The sequence below is a fragment of the Flavobacterium sp. B167r genome (genome assembly GCF_056824315.1).
Genome location: NZ_CP124859.1, coordinates 4,308,234 through 4,325,611, shown reverse-complemented (window position 1 = coordinate 4,325,611; position 17,378 = coordinate 4,308,234). Strand labels below are relative to the sequence as shown.

9 protein-coding genes are annotated in these 17,378 nt (G+C 35.1%); all 9 read left to right on the top strand.

Annotated elements, in window-relative coordinates; all coding sequences use genetic code 11:
- The first annotated feature begins 3 nt into the window (after nucleotides 1-3).
- On the top strand, nucleotides 4-2,331 hold the full coding sequence (locus tag QLQ96_RS19065; protein WP_482492533.1) for a DUF5703 domain-containing protein: 2,328 nt from the start codon (nucleotides 4-6) through the stop codon (nucleotides 2,329-2,331).
- Nucleotides 2,328-4,778: a pectate lyase family protein gene (locus QLQ96_RS19060; RefSeq protein WP_482492531.1), complete on the top strand. Its 2,451-nt coding sequence runs from the start codon at nucleotides 2,328-2,330 to the stop codon at nucleotides 4,776-4,778. Before QLQ96_RS19065 ends, QLQ96_RS19060 begins: the two co-directional genes overlap by 4 nt.
- Before the next feature lie 136 nt (nucleotides 4,779-4,914).
- Nucleotides 4,915-6,936 carry an aceric acid hydrolase gene (locus tag QLQ96_RS19055; protein WP_482492529.1) on the top strand — a complete coding sequence of 674 codons (2,022 nt, stop codon included), beginning with the start codon at nucleotides 4,915-4,917 and terminating at the stop codon, nucleotides 6,934-6,936.
- 20 nt (nucleotides 6,937-6,956) lie between these two features.
- Nucleotides 6,957-7,940 carry a pectinesterase family protein gene (locus QLQ96_RS19050; RefSeq protein ID WP_482492527.1) on the top strand — a complete coding sequence of 328 codons (984 nt, stop codon included), beginning with the start codon at nucleotides 6,957-6,959 and terminating at the stop codon, nucleotides 7,938-7,940.
- Between the two features lie 4 nt (nucleotides 7,941-7,944).
- Entirely contained in the window at nucleotides 7,945-8,727 is a 783-nt protein-coding gene (locus QLQ96_RS19045; protein WP_482492525.1) for a rhamnogalacturonan acetylesterase, read from the top strand.
- A gap of 664 nt (nucleotides 8,728-9,391) precedes the next feature.
- Nucleotides 9,392-12,727, top strand: a complete 3,336-nt coding sequence (locus tag QLQ96_RS19040) for a SusC/RagA family TonB-linked outer membrane protein (protein WP_482492524.1) — start codon at nucleotides 9,392-9,394, stop codon at nucleotides 12,725-12,727.
- Nucleotides 12,728-12,747: 20 nt separating this feature from the next.
- Nucleotides 12,748-14,745 (top strand): RagB/SusD family nutrient uptake outer membrane protein, encoded by a 1,998-nt coding sequence (locus QLQ96_RS19035; RefSeq protein WP_482492522.1) that lies wholly within the window; start codon nucleotides 12,748-12,750, stop codon nucleotides 14,743-14,745.
- 104 nt (nucleotides 14,746-14,849) lie between these two features.
- Nucleotides 14,850-16,562, top strand: a complete 1,713-nt coding sequence (locus tag QLQ96_RS19030) for a polysaccharide lyase (RefSeq protein WP_482492521.1) — start codon at nucleotides 14,850-14,852, stop codon at nucleotides 16,560-16,562.
- 127 nt (nucleotides 16,563-16,689) lie between these two features.
- The gene (locus QLQ96_RS19025; protein ID WP_482492519.1) at nucleotides 16,690-17,376 is read left to right on the top strand and encodes a DUF3826 domain-containing protein; all 687 of its coding nucleotides are present in this window, start codon (nucleotides 16,690-16,692) and stop codon (nucleotides 17,374-17,376) included.
- The last annotated feature ends 2 nt before the right edge of the window (nucleotides 17,377-17,378 follow it).

The window sequence follows — 17,378 nt, the reverse complement described above, 5'->3', positions numbered from 1 at the left end:
AAAATGAGATATTTAAAATACATACTTTTCTTCACTACGCTTTGCATCAAAGCGCAGATTCCTGTGCTTGAAAATTACAGTGAGGTTTGGACAACGCAAAGCGCAAATTCATCAGAATCTATGCCTTTGGGAGGTGGTGATATTGGTATGAATGTTTGGGTAGAAAAAGGAAATTTGTATTTCTATTTTTCACGAAGCGGCACTTTTGACGAACATAATACTTTACTGAAATTAGGTCGTGTAAAAATTACTTTAACGCCAAATCCGTTTGAAGGTAAGGAAGGTTTTCGTCAGGAATTAAAATTGAAAGATGGCTATGTTTTAGTTGGGCAAAATGATACCAAAATCAAACTTTGGGTAGATGTTTTTAAACCGATTATTCATGTCGATTTAGAAAGTAAAAAATCGTTGAAGATGACGGCTTCTTATGAAAGTTGGCGTTATCAGAATCGTATTTCGAAAGGAAAAGAAAACAACGCCAATTCTTATAAATGGGCGCCTCAAGGAGATCTTGTTAATTTTAAAGATTCGATTGCTTTTGAAAATAACGGACTAAAATTCTATCACAGAAATCGTGAACAAACTGTTTTTGATGTTGCTGTAAAACAGCAAAAAATGGAATCGGTTAAAGATGAAATGATGAATCCAATTGCGAATTTGACCTTCGGCGGATTCATGAAAGGCGATAACTTAAAACCAGACGGAACTTATTTAGGAAAATATCAAGATACCGATTTTAAAGGTTTTAATTTAACGAGCATTAAACCTTCAAAAAGACATTCGTTAGAAATTTATTTAAACACAAGTCAATCTGATTTTTCGACTTGGAATAATGGATTGAAAAGTTTCATTGCTTCAAATAAAAACACTGCAAAACAAGCCGAAAAAAACACGATAAAATGGTGGAATAATTTCTGGAACCGCAGTTTTATTTTTACACAAAAAAATCAATCGATTGAGAAAGATTCGGTTTATCAAATCGGACAGAATTATCAGTTGTTCCGATACATGTTGGGATGCAATGCGTACGGAAAATATCCAACAAAATTCAACGGTGGACTTTTTACAGTTGATCCTGTTTACACCAATAAAGACTTGAATTTTACGCCTGATTTTAGAAATTGGGGAGGAGGAACGATGACGGCTCAAAATCAGCGATTGGTTTATTTTCCGATGGTAAAAAGCGGTGATTTTGATATGATGAAATCGCAGTTGGATTATTACGTAAGCCTTCAGAAAAATGCCGAATTGCGAAGTAAAGTCTATTGGAAACATAATGGCGCTTCTTTCACAGAACAACTAGAAAACTTCGGATTGCCAAATCCAGCAGAATACGAATGGAAACGTCCCGCAGATTACGATCCAGGAATGGAATATAATGCTTGGTTGGAATACGAATGGGATACGGTTTTAGAATTCTGCCAAATGATGTTGCAGCAGAAAGAATATGCCAAAGAAGACATTCAGAATTACAATTCATTTATTGTAAGTTGTCTGCGATTTTTCGATGAACATTATCAATATTTAGCGAGACAAAGAGGTCGAAAAGCATTAGATGGAAATGGAAAATTAGTTCTTTTTCCCGGTTCTGCAGCCGAAACTTATAAAATGGCGAATAATGCTAATAGTACGATTTCGGCTTTGCAAGTTATTACAGAAAATCTTTTAAACCTTTCTGCGAATGAATTGTCAAAAGAAGATATAGAATATTTAAAGGCATTTCAAAATAGAATTCCGCCTTTGAATTTCGGGCAGATTGAAAATCATAAAGTTTTGCTTCCTGCAAAAACATGGGAGCGCGTTAACAATTCGGAAGTTCCGCAATTGTATCCCGTTTATCCTTGGGGAATTTATGGCGTAGGAAAACCAGATTTAGAAACCGCTTTAAATACATGGAAATACGATCCAGATGCTTTGAAATTTAGAAGTCATATTGGTTGGAAACAGGATAATATTTTCGCAGCGCGCTTAGGATTGACTAATGAAGCTGCCAAATATAATACTTTGAAAATGGCGAATTCAGAACGACGTTTTCCAGCATTTTGGGGACCAGGTTTTGATTGGGTTCCAGATCACAATTGGGGCGGTTCGGGAATGATAGGCATACAAGAAATGCTTTTGCAGGAAACAGATGGGAAAATTTACCTTTTTCCAGCGTGGCCAAAAGAATGGAATGTTCATTTTAAATTACATGCCAAGCAAAATACTACAATTGAAGCCGAACTAATTAATGGAGAAATTAAGGTTTTAAAAGTAGTTCCAGAAGAAAGAAAAAAAGATATTATAAACCTGATTGAAAAATCAGAAACTGAAAAAATTGCCATAAAATGATTAAGAAATTAGTTAGCGCTTTTGCTTTAACGATGCTTTTAGCAACAAACGGGCAAGCGCAGAATGCAGATAAGCAGCTTGTAAAAGTCGATTTTGACTTTTTTCAAAGAAGATTAGAAGAAGTTCATGATCCGAGTTATGATTCGTGGGTTATCAATGAAAACAAAGAGGATCAAAAAACTTTTAATGGATTGACTTTTAAATTAAAAGGAAACTTTACGTCTAAATGGTATAAAGTCGGAATGAGCGCTCCTTATTACAATAGACTAGGGTCTGACGGGTTAGTTACAGCTGAGAATTTAGAACTGAAAATTAGCGGTTTAAAAGAAGGAAAACATACGCTTTTGACTTTTCATAATGCGTTTGACGTGATTACGGGAAAAACTTTTTCGCCAATAAAAATCTTCGTAAACGGGAAACTTCAGGAAACCGTAAATGCAAGTCAGAGAGCCAATGCAAAAGTTGATGCAACAATGGCTTATATCACTTTTAGTGCTGAGAAAGGAAAAGATGTTGTGGTTCGTTTTGAAATCGATCCAACAAATGATCCAAATATTGTAAAACAAATTGTAATTAATGGTTTTGAGATTGACACTCCGAATTTAATGAATCAGGCGCGTACTCCAGAACCCGCAAACAGAGATGAACATGTGGAAGTAACCAAGAATGTGATTTTAAAATGGGATGCTCCAAAAAGTGTCGCAGCTCATAAATTGTATTTTGGTTTGGATAAAAATGCAGTAGAAAATGCGACAGAATCTTCGAAAGAATTTAAAGGAAAATTAGTAGATAAAAACTTCTCTATTTCAGATTTATACAGCGGTTCAACGTACTATTGGAGAGTGGATGAAGTGGATAATAATGGTCAGGAAACTTTAGGAAATGTTTGGTCATTTAAGCCTGCTCAATTGGCTTTTCCAGGTGCTGAAGGTTACGGACGTTATGCTGTTGGTGGACGTGGCGGAAAAGTGATTGAAGTGACGAATCTTAATGATGATGGACCAGGAAGTTTACGTGACGCTATTAATCAGGAAATTGGACCTAGAACGATTGTTTTTAATGTTTCGGGAAATATAAAACTGGCTTCGAGATTGGTTGTAAATCAGCCTTATATTACGATTGCGGGACAAACTGCTCCGGGCGAAGGAATTACGGTTACGAGAGCGCCGATTGGATTGACTGGAAATGAAGGTGTGATTCGTTTTTTGAAAGTGAGAATAGGCGGTGGAAAAACGTTTGACGGAATGGGGTTAACAGGGGCTAATTTCAGTATTATCGATCATTGCTCAATCAGCTGGACAATTGACGAATCGTTTAGTTCGCGTGGTGCGCATCACATCACATTGCAAAGAACTTTAATTTCTGAGGCTTTAAATGTGGCAGGTCATGATAAATATGAAGCGGGAAAAATGCACGGATATGCAGCTACAATTGGCGGAGATATCGGAAGTTTTCATCACAATTTATTAGCACACAATGAAGGCCGTAACTGGAGTATTGGCGGTGGTTTAAGCGGTGATGGATTTTACACAGGAAGATTAGATATTCGTAATAACGTCGTTTATAACTGGGGAAAAAGAGCAACAGACGGTGGAGCAAACGAAGTAAACTTTGTAAATAACTATTACAAACCAGGAGCTTCAACTAAGATTTTTGTGGCTTTGAATGCACAACACGAAGGAGTTGGAAAAGGAATGCAACGTTATTTCTTTGATGGAAATGTAATGCCAGGTTATTTCGACGAAAAATCTCAGGATAAAGGACGAAAAATGACCGTTACAAATAAAGAAATGGTAGAATATGAAACTTTCGTTAACAAGCCGTTTTTTGAGTCTTTTGTAAACACGCAATCGGCTAAGGGAGCTTATAAAAATGTACTTTCAGATGTTGGCGCGAATCAGCCGTATTTTGATAAACATGATAACCGAATTATTGATGAAACTTTAAAAGGAACGTTCACTTATAAAGGAAGTAAAAGCGGTTATGGCGGAATGATCGATAATGAAGAAGATGCTGGAGGATGGCCTAACTTTCCATCAGAAACGCGTCCAACAGATTGGGATACTGATCATGATGGATTGCCAAATTGGTGGGAAAAAGCTTTTGGTTTAAACGAAAATTCGCCAGCTGGAGATTTTTCAGATGCTAATTTAGATGTTGATAAAGACGGATTTACGCAACTAGATAATTATTTAGACTGGCTGGCTCAACCTCATTATTTTATCAATTTAAAGGATAAAAAAGCTTTAGCTATCGCTGATTTTTTCAAAGGATATGAGAACAAACCAGTCTTCACTTTCTCTGAAGTTAAAAATGGAAAAGTGAGTTTAAAAGGAAAAGAAATTCAGTTTACAGCTGAAAATAAAGGTTTTGCATCATTCGTAATCACAGTAAAAGATGCCGACGGAGATTCAATGAGCAGAACTATTAATTTCTTTGTGAAGTAGATAAATATTTAAACTATATAAGTAATATAAGAAATTGTAAGTTTGACTTAAATGAGCTTATATCAATCTGGTTAAATTGCAAAAAGTTTAGTTTAAATGAACTTATATTACTTATATGGTTCAAAATCAAAATAAAATGAAAAATTTATTAAATGTTTCCCTTAGTTTATTTTTTGCTAGTGCAGGAGTAATGGCTCAGAACAAAGGTTTGGTGGCGAATTCACAAAGTCCGTATTCTAAATTGCAGAGTGTTGGTTTACAAGATGTAAAATGGACCAACGGATTCTGGAAAGAACAATTCGATGTAGAAACCAAAAACACTTTGCCGTACATGTGGGATTTGTATCATAATGAAACTTCACATGCGTACAAAAACTTCGAAATTGCAGCAGGATTAAGCAAAGGAACTTTCAAGGGACCTTCATTTCATGATGGTGATTTCTACAAGATTTTTGAAGGAATGGCAGCAACTTACGCCGTTACAAAAGACAAGAAACTCGATGCCGAAATGGATAAAGCCATTGCGCTTTTCGCGAAAGTACAGCGCAAAGACGGTTATATTCACACGCCAGTTTTGATTGACGAACGCTGGGGAACTTTAGGTCCAGAAGAAGTGAAAAAACAATTAGGTTTCGAGAAATACAATATGGGACATTTAATGACTGCCGCTTGCATTCATTATCGTGCTACTGGAAAAACGAATTTCCTAAATATAGCCAAAGGAGTTGCCGATTTCTTGTATGATTTTTATAAAAAAGCATCACCAGAATTGGCTAGAAATGCGATTTGTCCGTCTCATTATATGGGAATTGTCGAAATGTATAGAACGGTAAAAGACCCGAAATATTTAGAATTGGCTAATAATCTGATTGACATTCGGGGAACGACAAATGACGGAACAGATGACAATCAAGATAGAATTCCATTTAGACAGCAGACTACTGCAATGGGACACGCTGTAAGAGCAAATTACTTGTACGCAGGAGTTGCAGATTTATATGCAGAAACTGGTGAAAAGAAATTATTGGATAATCTCGAATCGATTTGGGATGACGTAACATATCGTAAAATGTACATTACGGGAGGTTGTGGTTCTTTGTATGATGGAGTTTCGCCAGACGGAACTTCTTATGATCCAACTGTAGTTCAGAAGATTCATCAGGCTTACGGAAGACCTTTTCAATTGCCAAATGCAACGGCTCATACAGAAACTTGTGCCAATATTGGAAATGTGTTGTGGAATTGGAGAATGCTTCAAATTACTGGAGATGCCAAATATGCTGATATTGTAGAATTAGCACTTTATAACAGTGTACTTTCAGGGATGAATTTAGAAGGAGATAAATTCTTGTATAATAACCCGTTGAATGTTTCAAACGATTTGCCTTTTCACCAAAGATGGGGAAATGTGCGTGAAGGTTATATTGCTTTATCGAATTGTTGTGCGCCAAACGTAACGAGAACGGTTGCCGAAGTTGGAAATTATGCTTACAATCTTTCAAAAGAAGGTTTGTATGTTAATTTATATGGAAGTAATAATTTGAATACGAAAACATTAAATGGTGAAGCATTAGAAATTGAACAGCAAACCAATTATCCTTGGGACGGAAAAGTAACGTTGAAAATAGTTAAAGCGGCTAAAGATTTGCAGACTTTCTTTTTAAGAATTCCAGGTTGGAGTCAGAACGCTGAAGTTTCGGTTAATAACTCAAAAATTTCAGATAAAATCATTTCAGGAACTTATTTGAAATTAAATCAAAAATGGAAAAAAGGCGATGTGATTGAATTGAATATGCCAATGCCAGTTGAATTGATGGAAGCGAATCCGTTAGTGGAAGAAGTCAAAAATCAGGTTGCAGTAAAAAGAGGCCCTTTGGTTTATTGTTTAGAATCTGATCAGCTTCCTGCGAATACGAGTGTGAATGATGTAATTTTAAATTTGAATTCTGAATTTAAAACTGATTTTACGGAATTGAAAAACAGAAAATTAGTTACGATCGAAGCAACTTCAAAAGTTGCATCTGATAATTCTTGGAACAAAACACTTTATAAACCTATTTCAACAAAAGACGGAAAAGCTTTAACTGTAAAATTGATTCCGTATTTTGCATGGGGAAATAAAGGACAAGGAGAAATGACAGTTTGGATGTCGCATTAAAATCAATAAATTGAAAAACTATGAAATATATTCTGGCTTTATTTTTAATAACATTTTCTATATCAGCACAAACGCTTGATAATAAAGTAGCATTAACTGTTGCTCAAGATGGTTCTGGAGATTTTAAAACCATTCAGGAAGCGGTAAATAATGTAAAAGACAATTCAGAAAAACGTATTGTAATAACGATAAAGCCTGGGAAATATATTGAAAAGTTAGAAATTCCGGTTTCTAAAACATTCATTACTTTAAAAGGAACAGACAGAAATAAAACCATTATTTCATTTGACGATTATTCTGGTAAACCGCTTCGTGAACCAGATCCGTCAGGGAAAAAGGAATTTGGAACAGGAACTTCTTATTCTTTCATGATTAAGGCGAATGATTGTACACTTGAAAATTTAACTGTCGAAAACACAGCGGGAAGAGTAGGGCAGGCGGTCTCGCTTCATATTAAAGGCGACAGAGTTATTCTGAAGAATTGCAATCTCTTAGCAAATCAGGATACGCTTTATTTATCAGAAGGAAATACTCGTATTTATTTTGAAAACTGTTTCATCAACGGAACAACCGATTTTATTTTCGGAGCTGCAACGGCTTATTTCTATAAATGTACAATCGAAAGTTTAGTAAACTCTTATATCACAGCGGCTTCGACTCCGCAAGGACAGGCTTATGGCTTTGTTTTTACGGATTGTAAGCTTACCGCGAAAGACAAATCGGTAGACAAAGTATTTTTGGGAAGACCTTGGAGGCCTTATGCTCAAACCGTTTTTATCAATACAAATATAGGTTCGCATATTATTCCAGAAGGATGGAACGCTTGGATTGATTCTCGATTCCCTGATAAAGACAAAACGGCTTATTATGCAGAGTTTGGAAGTAAAGGTTCTAGTGCAAAAGATGTATCGCAACGTGTTGCTTGGTCGCATCAATTAAAGAAAGAAGATATTAAAAAATATGATAGAGATTTAGTTTTAAACGGATGGAATCCAAATAAATAGGCTCATGAAAAACGTTAGATTTTTTGCAATTTTATTATGCTCGATTTTTATATTTTGTGCTTTTAGTTTTAAATCAAAAGTGACTACGATTTATTTAATCGGAGACTCTACGGTTGCTGATTATTCGTTAGAAGAAAATTATCAAACGAAGAAATTTCCGCAAGTTGGTTGGGGACAGGTCTTTCAGCCTTTCTTTCAAAAAGACAGTTTAAAATTAGTTTCTACTATTTTAGGTTCGGCGAAAGAAGTGAAAATCGATGACCGTGCAAAAGGCGGAAGAAGTACCAGAACTTTTTTTCAGGAAGGGCGTTGGGCTTCGGTTTACAAGTCGCTTCAAAAAGGAGATGTTGTTATGATGCAATTTGGACATAATGATTCTTCTGTAGAAAAGACAGAACGCTATGTAAATATTGAAGGTTATAAAGAGTTTCTTCGACTTTTTATTAATCAAACCAAGGAAAAAGGTGCAACTCCGATTGTACTGACTCCAGTTGCTAGAAATTATCCGTGGAAAGATGGAAAACTAAGTAATGTTCACGGTGATTATCCACAGGCTGCGATTGATGTAGCAAAAGAATTGAACGTGAAGTATATTGATTTGAATGAGCTTTCGATGAATTTCTTTTCTTCAAAAGGGCAAGAATATGTTACGGCTAATTATTTCATGAATTTTGAAGCAGGTAAGTTTTCTGCTTTTCCTGAAGGGCAAAAAGACAATACACATTTTCAGACTCAGGGCGGAATTGAAGTAGCTCGATTGGTCTTTAATGCGATGAAGAAATTATAAATTTGAAAAGCTTTATATAAGCCCGCTGATCTTAGGATTTAGCGGGCTTTTTTATTGTTTTTTTAGATCAAAAATTCAAAAAAAAAGTCGTTTGAATTTTGTTGGTCAGAATTTACGTTTAAAAATATATTTTTTTGCTTAAAAAAATTAAGTTTTTTTTTGGAGTAACCTTTATGTGTCTGTTATATATTTTTGTAAGTTTTTTAATCCGAAATAAATATACTCTAAGTATTTATCTCTATCGTTTTCGTAAAAAATTGTATTTTCTAAGATCTTATTTATCAGATGGAATACAATTGAGTTTTGCATAATATATACTATATGTTTATTTTTAATAATAATCTTATTGTTTTTTAGTCGAAAGACATTTGTAAATTTTATTTTAAGCAAACATTTGTATTAAATATTTGGGTTCGTATATTTTTTCCTTTTGTTTTTTATTAATATTGTTTTTTTTGAGTGCTTTTTTTTGAAATAACATGATTAAAACAGGATAGAGCAGGACGGTTCTAATCTGTCATCGTCATATTTTTGGAATATTAAAATAAATGTGTTTTAAACATTTAATAAAATTAATTTAAGATTCCATTAAGAAATTTTGTTAAAGACGAGACACATTAAACATGACTAACTAACATTTAATAACCTAACCAAAAAAACATTTATGAAACAAGCACTTATAAAAAGATGTAGTTTTCTTTTGTTTACACTGATCAGTGTTCTGAGTTATGCTCAAAACTCAAGTAATCAAGTTACTGTAACTGGAGCTGTTACTGATAATACGTCAGGTCTTCTTCCTGGGGTAAACGTAACTGAGAAATCTACAAAGAATACAGTTACAACGGATTTTAATGGTAAGTATCAAATTAAAGTAAAACCAGGCGCTACTTTGGTGTTTTCATTTATTGGAATGAAAAAATTAGAACTTCCTCTTAATGGACGTACGACAGTAGATGCTAAATTATCTGAAGATTCAAATGTATTGGATGACATTGTAGTAGTGGCATACGGTACACAGAAAAAGAATAATGTTACTGGGGCTATTGCTACTTTAAAGCCGGATGATTTTCAGGATTTGCCTGTGTCAAATTTATCTGAAGCATTAAGAGGTTTGACTCCAGGTGTGAGTGTTTCAGGAGGTTCTACCCGTCCTGGAGATGCTGCAAGTCTTCAAATTCGTCAAACTTTTGGATTTTCGAAAGATGGTAATTCAAATATTCCATTAGTAGTTATTGATGATATGGTGCAGATTGATCCTCAAAACGGAAAACCTACATTGGATACCTTTAATCAATTGGATCCTTCAGAAATTGAAAGCATGACAGTCTTAAAAGATGGTTCTGCAGCAATTTATGGATCAAGAGCTTCACAAGGAGCGATTATAGTAAAGACAAAAAGAGGAAAATCTGGAAAACCAAAGTTTACTTACTATAGCCAATATGCAATGAATGATGCAGTAGGACATAGTAAAACAATGGATGCTTATGAGCATGGAGTTTGGAAAAACAGATTTTTGAATTCTAACTTAGAGGCTGATCAGACTAAATATTTTTCTGCTGCAGAACTTGAGCAAATGAAAGGTTTAGATTATGACTGGCTTAAAAAAGCATGGAAACCTGCTGTTCAACAAAGACAGTCACTTTCTGCAAGTGGTGGTACTGAAAAAGCGACTTATTTTGCGGGTGTTACTTATTTTGATCAAGGTGCTAACTTAGGTGAGCAAGATTATAAAAAATGGAATTTCAGAACAGGAACTAATATCAAAATCTCTAAGGATTTAGAATTTTCTGCTTCGGTTTCGGCTATTACAACTGATGTGAATAAATCTTTCTCTAAGGCTTCAGCAAACTTAAACGATAGCAGTTTTGGTTCAGCAGCAGGAGGAGAACAAGCAGATTACGCTTATTTAGTGCACATGCCAAAATATATTCCGTGGGATACTACGGTAAATGGTAAAACTTATTGGATGTCACCGTTTCCTCGTACAGATCGTAACTTAGGAAGCGCGAACTCTAACACTACTATTGCAGGATGGAACTATTTTGCAGGTTTGGATGCAGGAAAACAAATAGAAGAGCAGTTTTCATATAATGTGAACTTGTCTTTAGAATATAAATTGCCATTTGTAAAAGGCTTAAGCGTAAAAGGAAGTTTCGCAAGAAGCCAATCTAGTAATTACACAGAACAATATCAATTGCCTTATGATTTAGCTAGAATAACAAATCATCATTTAGCTGATAATCACTTAGAAAATCCTAATTCGATTTATGCTGTTGAAACAAATATCCGTGGTTCTAGAGTTTACTATACTACAGATATGGATAAATTGGTGCAAGCCAACTTTTTTGCCACATACGCTAGAACTTTTGGAAATCATAATGTGTCTGCAATGTTTGGTTATGAGCAATCGGAAGCATGGAATAAAAGAGTTCGTTTGGCTTACGAAGGAACTTCAAAAGATTATTTAGGTAATAGTACTACTGCAGGACCAATTAGTACAAATTCACTAGCTGAAAAAGTAGAGTCGGGAACACAATCTTATTTAGGACGTATAAACTATAGTTTTAAAGACAAATATCTTGTTGAGTTTATATTTAGAAGTGATGCTTCTACTAAATTTGCTCCGCAAAATTACTGGGGTTTCTTCCCAGGAGCACAGTTAGGTTGGGTAGTATCTAGAGAAGATTGGTTTACAGAAAATGTTTCTTGGATCAACAATTTGAAATTACGTTACTCAATTGGTAAAACGGGTAAAGATAATATTGATTACTGGAGATGGTTGCAATATTATGAGCCAGTACCAGACAAAGGAGCTCAATTTGGAGGAAATGGAGGTATCTTAGGTGGTGGAATTACGCCACGTCCCACTCCAAATGAAAATGTGCATTGGGATACTACTATCAAAAATAACTTTGGTATAGATATATCTTTCCTAAAAAATAGATTGGCAGTTTCAGCTGATTTCTACTACGATAAATCTACAGATATGTTGATTGGATTGGCTGGTGAGGCTGGTACTCCAATTACAGTAGGAGGTGGTTTTGCAGAGGTGAACTATGCAGCAGTTGATGCTTGGGGATCTGAATTTAGTATAAATTGGAATGATAAAATAAAGGATAATTTCAGCTATAATGTTGGAGTGAACTTTGGATTTTCAGATAATGAAGTTAAAAAATACCCTGATCTTGCAAGAACAGATGCAAATACTAATATCACAGAAGTTGGTTCTTCTACGTATTTTCCAACTTATGGATTCAAAACTTGGAAAGGAACTTCAACAGGTGATGGTATCTTAAGAACAGATCAGGATGTAACGAATTACTGGAATTATTTGACAGAAAGAGCTACGGCTGTAGGTGGTGTTCCAACTTATATGGGAATCAATAACGTAACTTCTATGCGTAAAGGTATGTTGGCTTACGAAGATACAGCAGGGGTTTATAATGCTACAGAAGGTACTCAAGCAGGTGCTGATGGTAGAATTATGAAAAACGAGGATTATGTTAAGTTGGCAAACAACAGTAGAGTTTACGGTTTTACAACTAACTTAGGATTCAAATACAAAACGGTTTATTTCAGAACGCAGCTTCAAACTTCTTGGGGTGGTTACAGAGCTATTGATTTAGTAAAACAAGGTACTGCATCTGCTCATAATGACTGGGCTCACGAATCTTTCTGGACAGATATGTACGATGCTACTAATAATCCTAACGGTAAATATCCTAATATGGGGCAACAAGAGTATGCTTTTCTTCCATCTGATTTCTGGCAATTAGATACATTTAGATGTGTAGTTAGAAATGTGACTGTAGGATTTGAACTTCCAAGAGAAGCAATGAAACAATTAAATATTCAAAAAGCTACTTTAGGAGTTACAGGTAATAACCTTTGGGATTTGTATAATCCTTATCCAGATCATTATAGAAATATGTATGATGATTCAGCTGCTAGATATCCAACTCTTAGAACTTGGTCAATTAATTTGAATGTATCATTCTAATTTTTAATTAAAAAACAATTATGAAAGCAAAATTTTGTAGATATATAGCGATGATACTTTTAATGGTGTTAGGAGTTTCATGCAGTGATGACTTTTTGGAAGAAAAAACACAATATAAGTATTACGATGCAGAGTTCTTTAAAAGCGAAGAACGTGTTAATTGGTACGTAAATAATTTATATTTCGATTTCTTTGACGCATATAAAACACCAACCGCAATGCTTGTTGGATCTTATACAACAACGCAGACTACTTATACAGAAGAAATAGGAGGAATTTCAGCTATGATTAATCCAAATATTACTTTAGAAAACGCTGCTGACGGATCAGGATATTTCGGGAAAACATTGGTGGAAAATCCTAGTAATGACCCTTATAACAGAATTAGAGATATTAATGTTATGTTGGAAAGAATTGATGTGGATGGAGCTACTTTGAACCAAACATTTCGTGATCAGATCAAAGGGCAAATGTATTATTTACGTGCTATCCAATATTTTGATTTAATGCGTACTTATGGAGGTGTTCCAATCGTAACAGTTGTTCAGACTCCTGCTAAAGATGATCCTTCAATAAAAATACCAAGAGCTACAGTAACAGAATTGGTTAACCAAATTGTTGCCGATCTAGATTTAGCATCAGGTTTACTGCCATCAAAATGGCCAGCAAGTGATTATGGTCGTTTTACTAAAGGAGCTGCGCTAGCTCAAAAATCACGTGTTTTATTAACGTATGCTAGCCCTTTATTTAACAAAAATTGGGATTCAGCAACAGATCGTTGGGACGCAGCTTTAGCAGCTGGATTAGCAGCAGAAACAGAATTAACTTCGCAAGGGCATGGTTTATACGGAACAACTGCGAAAGATTGGGAAAGAATGTTTTATATTAATGATAATGCATTTATCTCAGAAGCGATTACAGTTAAATTGTTAGCAAGCAGCACTACAGTTGCTCCTTCTTTACAATCTAATAGTTCTTGGGAAAGATCAATGCGTTTGGCAAGCCAAGGAGGACAAGGAAGCGGTGGAGTTAAAGCTCCAAAAGGTATGATTGATTTATTTCCTATGGCTAATGGAAAACGACCAACCGCAGCTAATAGTTATGATCCGTTTTTGTTTTTTAAAGATCGTGACCCGCGTTTTTACAGAACATTTGGCTTCTCAGGTAGTTACTGGCCTTACAACAACAGTTTGCCTTCAACTGCAGCACCTACTGTTTGGGCATACCGTTGGTCAACGAATGCAACTACAGGTGTAGCTTTCAGTACAGGTAATGATGTATCAAGCCCAGCTTTTGTTCGTAAAATGTCTAGTCCAACAGTAAGTAATTCTTCAAACTTTCAAGTTTCTGGTACAGATATTATAGATTATCGTTTTGCTGAGTTATTGCTGAACATTGCAGAATGTTATGCAGCTAAAGGAGATATTGGTAACACAATTAATTATTTAGGAAGAATTCGTAAACGTGTAGGAATTCCTGCAACTGATAATTACGGGATCGGAACATTGGGAGATAAATATGCAGCTCTTGAAGCTTGTTTATATGAGCGTAGAGTAGAGTTAGCTTATGAAGGAAAACGTTTTTGGGATGTTCAAAGATGGATGCTTTATAGCGATGAAGCTTCACTTAATGATCAGACAAACACTAAACTTGGAATCCCTCAATTAAACGGTACGCAACGTATTGGGAATTATTTGCACTATAAAAACGGAACTAGTGCAGCAGGTACAGATCCTTTAGCTTCTGCTCGTGCTTCTATTTCAGTTGATCCAGATGCAGCAAATTTCCAAGCTCAAATTACTGCTTTAGCAACTTTCTATACTAATAATTTTGAATTACGTTCTCCTCCAACTCCGATGGATGCTGTTGGAAATGTAGCTACTCCTATTCTATGGAGACCAAATTATTATGTAAACGGACTTAATCAAAGTGCTTTGGTTAACAATCCTTGGCTGATACAAACTGTTGGATGGAAAGATGGTAATGGAGCAGCAGGATCATACAATTACCAAGAATAGATTTTTATTATAAGAAACAGATTAATATATAAAGCTTTTCACCTGTATTCGTTAAAAGATACAGGTGATTTGTTTAAAATGAATTACCAAAAGTTGAAATTAACATGAAAAATTCCGCATTATTTATCGCATCATCTCTGCTTTTTTTAGGAAGTGCAAAATGTTTTGCTCAGTATCCTAAAATAAGTCCGGAAGTTCAGGCACAAGAAAAAGCAATTAAAGAAGAAGCTCAAAGACTTTCTGACGAAGCTTGGACAAAAGCTTTAGTTGTTATTGAAGAAGAAGCAAAACATGGAAAACCATACATTCCGTGGGCATCAAGACCAACAGATTTACCTCAGGCTGAAATTCCAGCTTTCCCAGGTGCTGAAGGTGGAGGAATGTACACTTTTGGAGGACGTGGCGGAAAAGTTTACACGGTAACAAGTTTAGAAGACCGTGGAGCAGGAACTTTGCGTGAAGCTTGCGAACAAGGTGGAGCGAGAATAGTGGTGTTTAATGTTGCCGGAATTATTAGATTGAAAAGTCCATTAATTATTCGTGCACCTTACATTACAATTGCAGGACAAACCGCTCCTGGTGATGGAATTTGTATTGCTGGAGAATCAACTTGGATTGATACCCATGACGTAATTATCAGACACGTACGTTTCCGTCGTGGAGAAACTTTCGTTGGTCGTCGTGATGATGCTATCGGAGGAAACCCTGTTGGGAACATTATGATCGATCACGTTTCTGCAACTTGGGGATTAGACGAAAATATGTCGATTTACAGACACATGTACAACCCGGGTCCAGGATATCCAGACATTAAAGTTGGAACCGTAAACATTACAATCCAAAACAGTTTATTTGGAGAAGCTTTGGATACTTATAACCACGCTTTTGGAAGTACTTTAGGTGGAGAAAATTGTTCTTTCATGAGAAATATGTGGGCGAACAATGCAGGAAGAAATCCTTCTATCGGATGGAACGGAATTTTCAACTTTGTAAACAACGTAGTTTTCAACTGGTATAACAGATCTACAGATGGTGGAGATTACACTGCAAATTACAACATCATCAACAATTTCTATAAACCAGGTCCTATAACCGATTTAACTCAGCCAATCAGCTATAGAATTTTGAAACCAGAATCAGGAAGAAGTAAATTGCCTTATGTGGTTTTCGGTAGAGCTTTCGTAAACGGAAATGTAGTTAACGGAAACGAAAAAGTTACCAAAGACAACTGGGATGGAGGAATTCAGTTAGAAAACAAAAAAGGAGAGTTGATGACTTACGATGAATCAAAAGAATATTTTGCTAAAATGAAAGCAGAAAAACCTTTCCCAATGCCTTGGTTCAATAAATTTATGACGGCTGAAGAATCTTATGAGTTTGTACTTAAAAATGTTGGAGCAACATTGCCAATTAGAGATAAAGTTGACGAAAGAATCGTAAGAACAGTAAAAACTGGAGTTCCGGAATATGCAAAAGGATTAGAGAAAAAAGAATTCTATCAATTCGAACACAGACGTCTTCCGATGGATTCTTATAAAAAAGGAATCATTACAGATATTTCTCAAGTTGGAGGATATCCAGAATATAAAGGAAAACCTTATGTAGATACAGACAAAGACGGTATGCCAGATGCATGGGAGAAAAAATACGGTTTAAACCCGAATGATCCATCTGATGCTCAAGGAGACTTAAACGGAGACGGGTATTCTAATATTGAAGATTACATCAACGGTGTAAATCCTGCGATAAAAGTAAACTGGAAAGATTTAGCTAATAACAAAGAAACTTTGGTAAGACCTTTGCTAGATTTAAAATAAGAATCGGCGAGATTAAAAAAAGTAAAATAAAAATCTGCAAGTCTGCTAAATCTGCGAGAAAAAAAATTAGCCCGCAGATTTAGCTGATCAGGCAGATTAAATATTGTAATTCATAAAATTTATTAAGATGAAATCAATAAAAAATATAGTTGTTTTAATGATGCTTTTAGTGTTTGGAAGCAATATAGCACAACAACATCTAGATCCTGAATATATCAAAGTTACAAACGAAAGAGCCGCTAAAATCGTTGTGAAATTAGATTTGAAAAATGAAGCGAAAGAAAAAGCAGTTTCAAATATAATAGCACAGCAATTCAGAGATTTAAGCGAAATCCAAGACGGAAGAGACGCTGAAATCAAAAAAGTAAAAGAAGATACTTCTTTGGCTAAAGAAAAACAAAACGAAAAAATTGACAAACTGAAAACAAAAGCTGATGAGTCAATTGCAAAATTGCATAAATCTTACCTTAAAAAATTAGGTAAAGAATTATCAGAAGAAAAAATTACTGAAGTTAAAGACGGAATGACGTATGGCGTGCTTCCAATTACGGTTGCAGGTTACAACGATATGCTTCCAAATTTAACTGCAGAACAAAAAGAATACATTTATAATGCTTTAGTAGAAGCGAGAGAACATGCAATGGACGGTGGTACTTCTAAAGAAAAACACGGCTGGTTTGGTAAATACAAAGGAAGAATCAACAATTATTTATCAAAACAAGGCTATGATCTGAACAAAGAAAGTAAAGATTGGCACGAACGTGTTGAGCAAAGAGAGAAAAACAAAGTAAAAGATTCTACTTCAAAAGAATAATC

Bases quoted from the DNA above. Each gene is read 5' to 3' on its own strand.
- QLQ96_RS19050 (WP_482492527.1), top strand. From the start codon at position 6,957: ATGAAATATATTCTGGCTTTATTTTTAATAACATTTTCTATATCAGCA.
- QLQ96_RS19055 (WP_482492529.1), top strand. From the start codon at position 4,915: ATGAAAAATTTATTAAATGTTTCCCTTAGTTTATTTTTTGCTAGTGCA.
- QLQ96_RS19060 (WP_482492531.1), top strand. From the start codon at position 2,328: ATGATTAAGAAATTAGTTAGCGCTTTTGCTTTAACGATGCTTTTAGCA.
- QLQ96_RS19030 (WP_482492521.1), top strand. From the start codon at position 14,850: ATGAAAAATTCCGCATTATTTATCGCATCATCTCTGCTTTTTTTAGGA.
- QLQ96_RS19065 (WP_482492533.1), top strand. From the start codon at position 4: ATGAGATATTTAAAATACATACTTTTCTTCACTACGCTTTGCATCAAA.
- QLQ96_RS19035 (WP_482492522.1), top strand. From the start codon at position 12,748: ATGAAAGCAAAATTTTGTAGATATATAGCGATGATACTTTTAATGGTG.
- QLQ96_RS19025 (WP_482492519.1), top strand. From the start codon at position 16,690: ATGAAATCAATAAAAAATATAGTTGTTTTAATGATGCTTTTAGTGTTT.
- QLQ96_RS19040 (WP_482492524.1), top strand. From the start codon at position 9,392: ATGAAACAAGCACTTATAAAAAGATGTAGTTTTCTTTTGTTTACACTG.
- QLQ96_RS19045 (WP_482492525.1), top strand. From the start codon at position 7,945: ATGAAAAACGTTAGATTTTTTGCAATTTTATTATGCTCGATTTTTATA.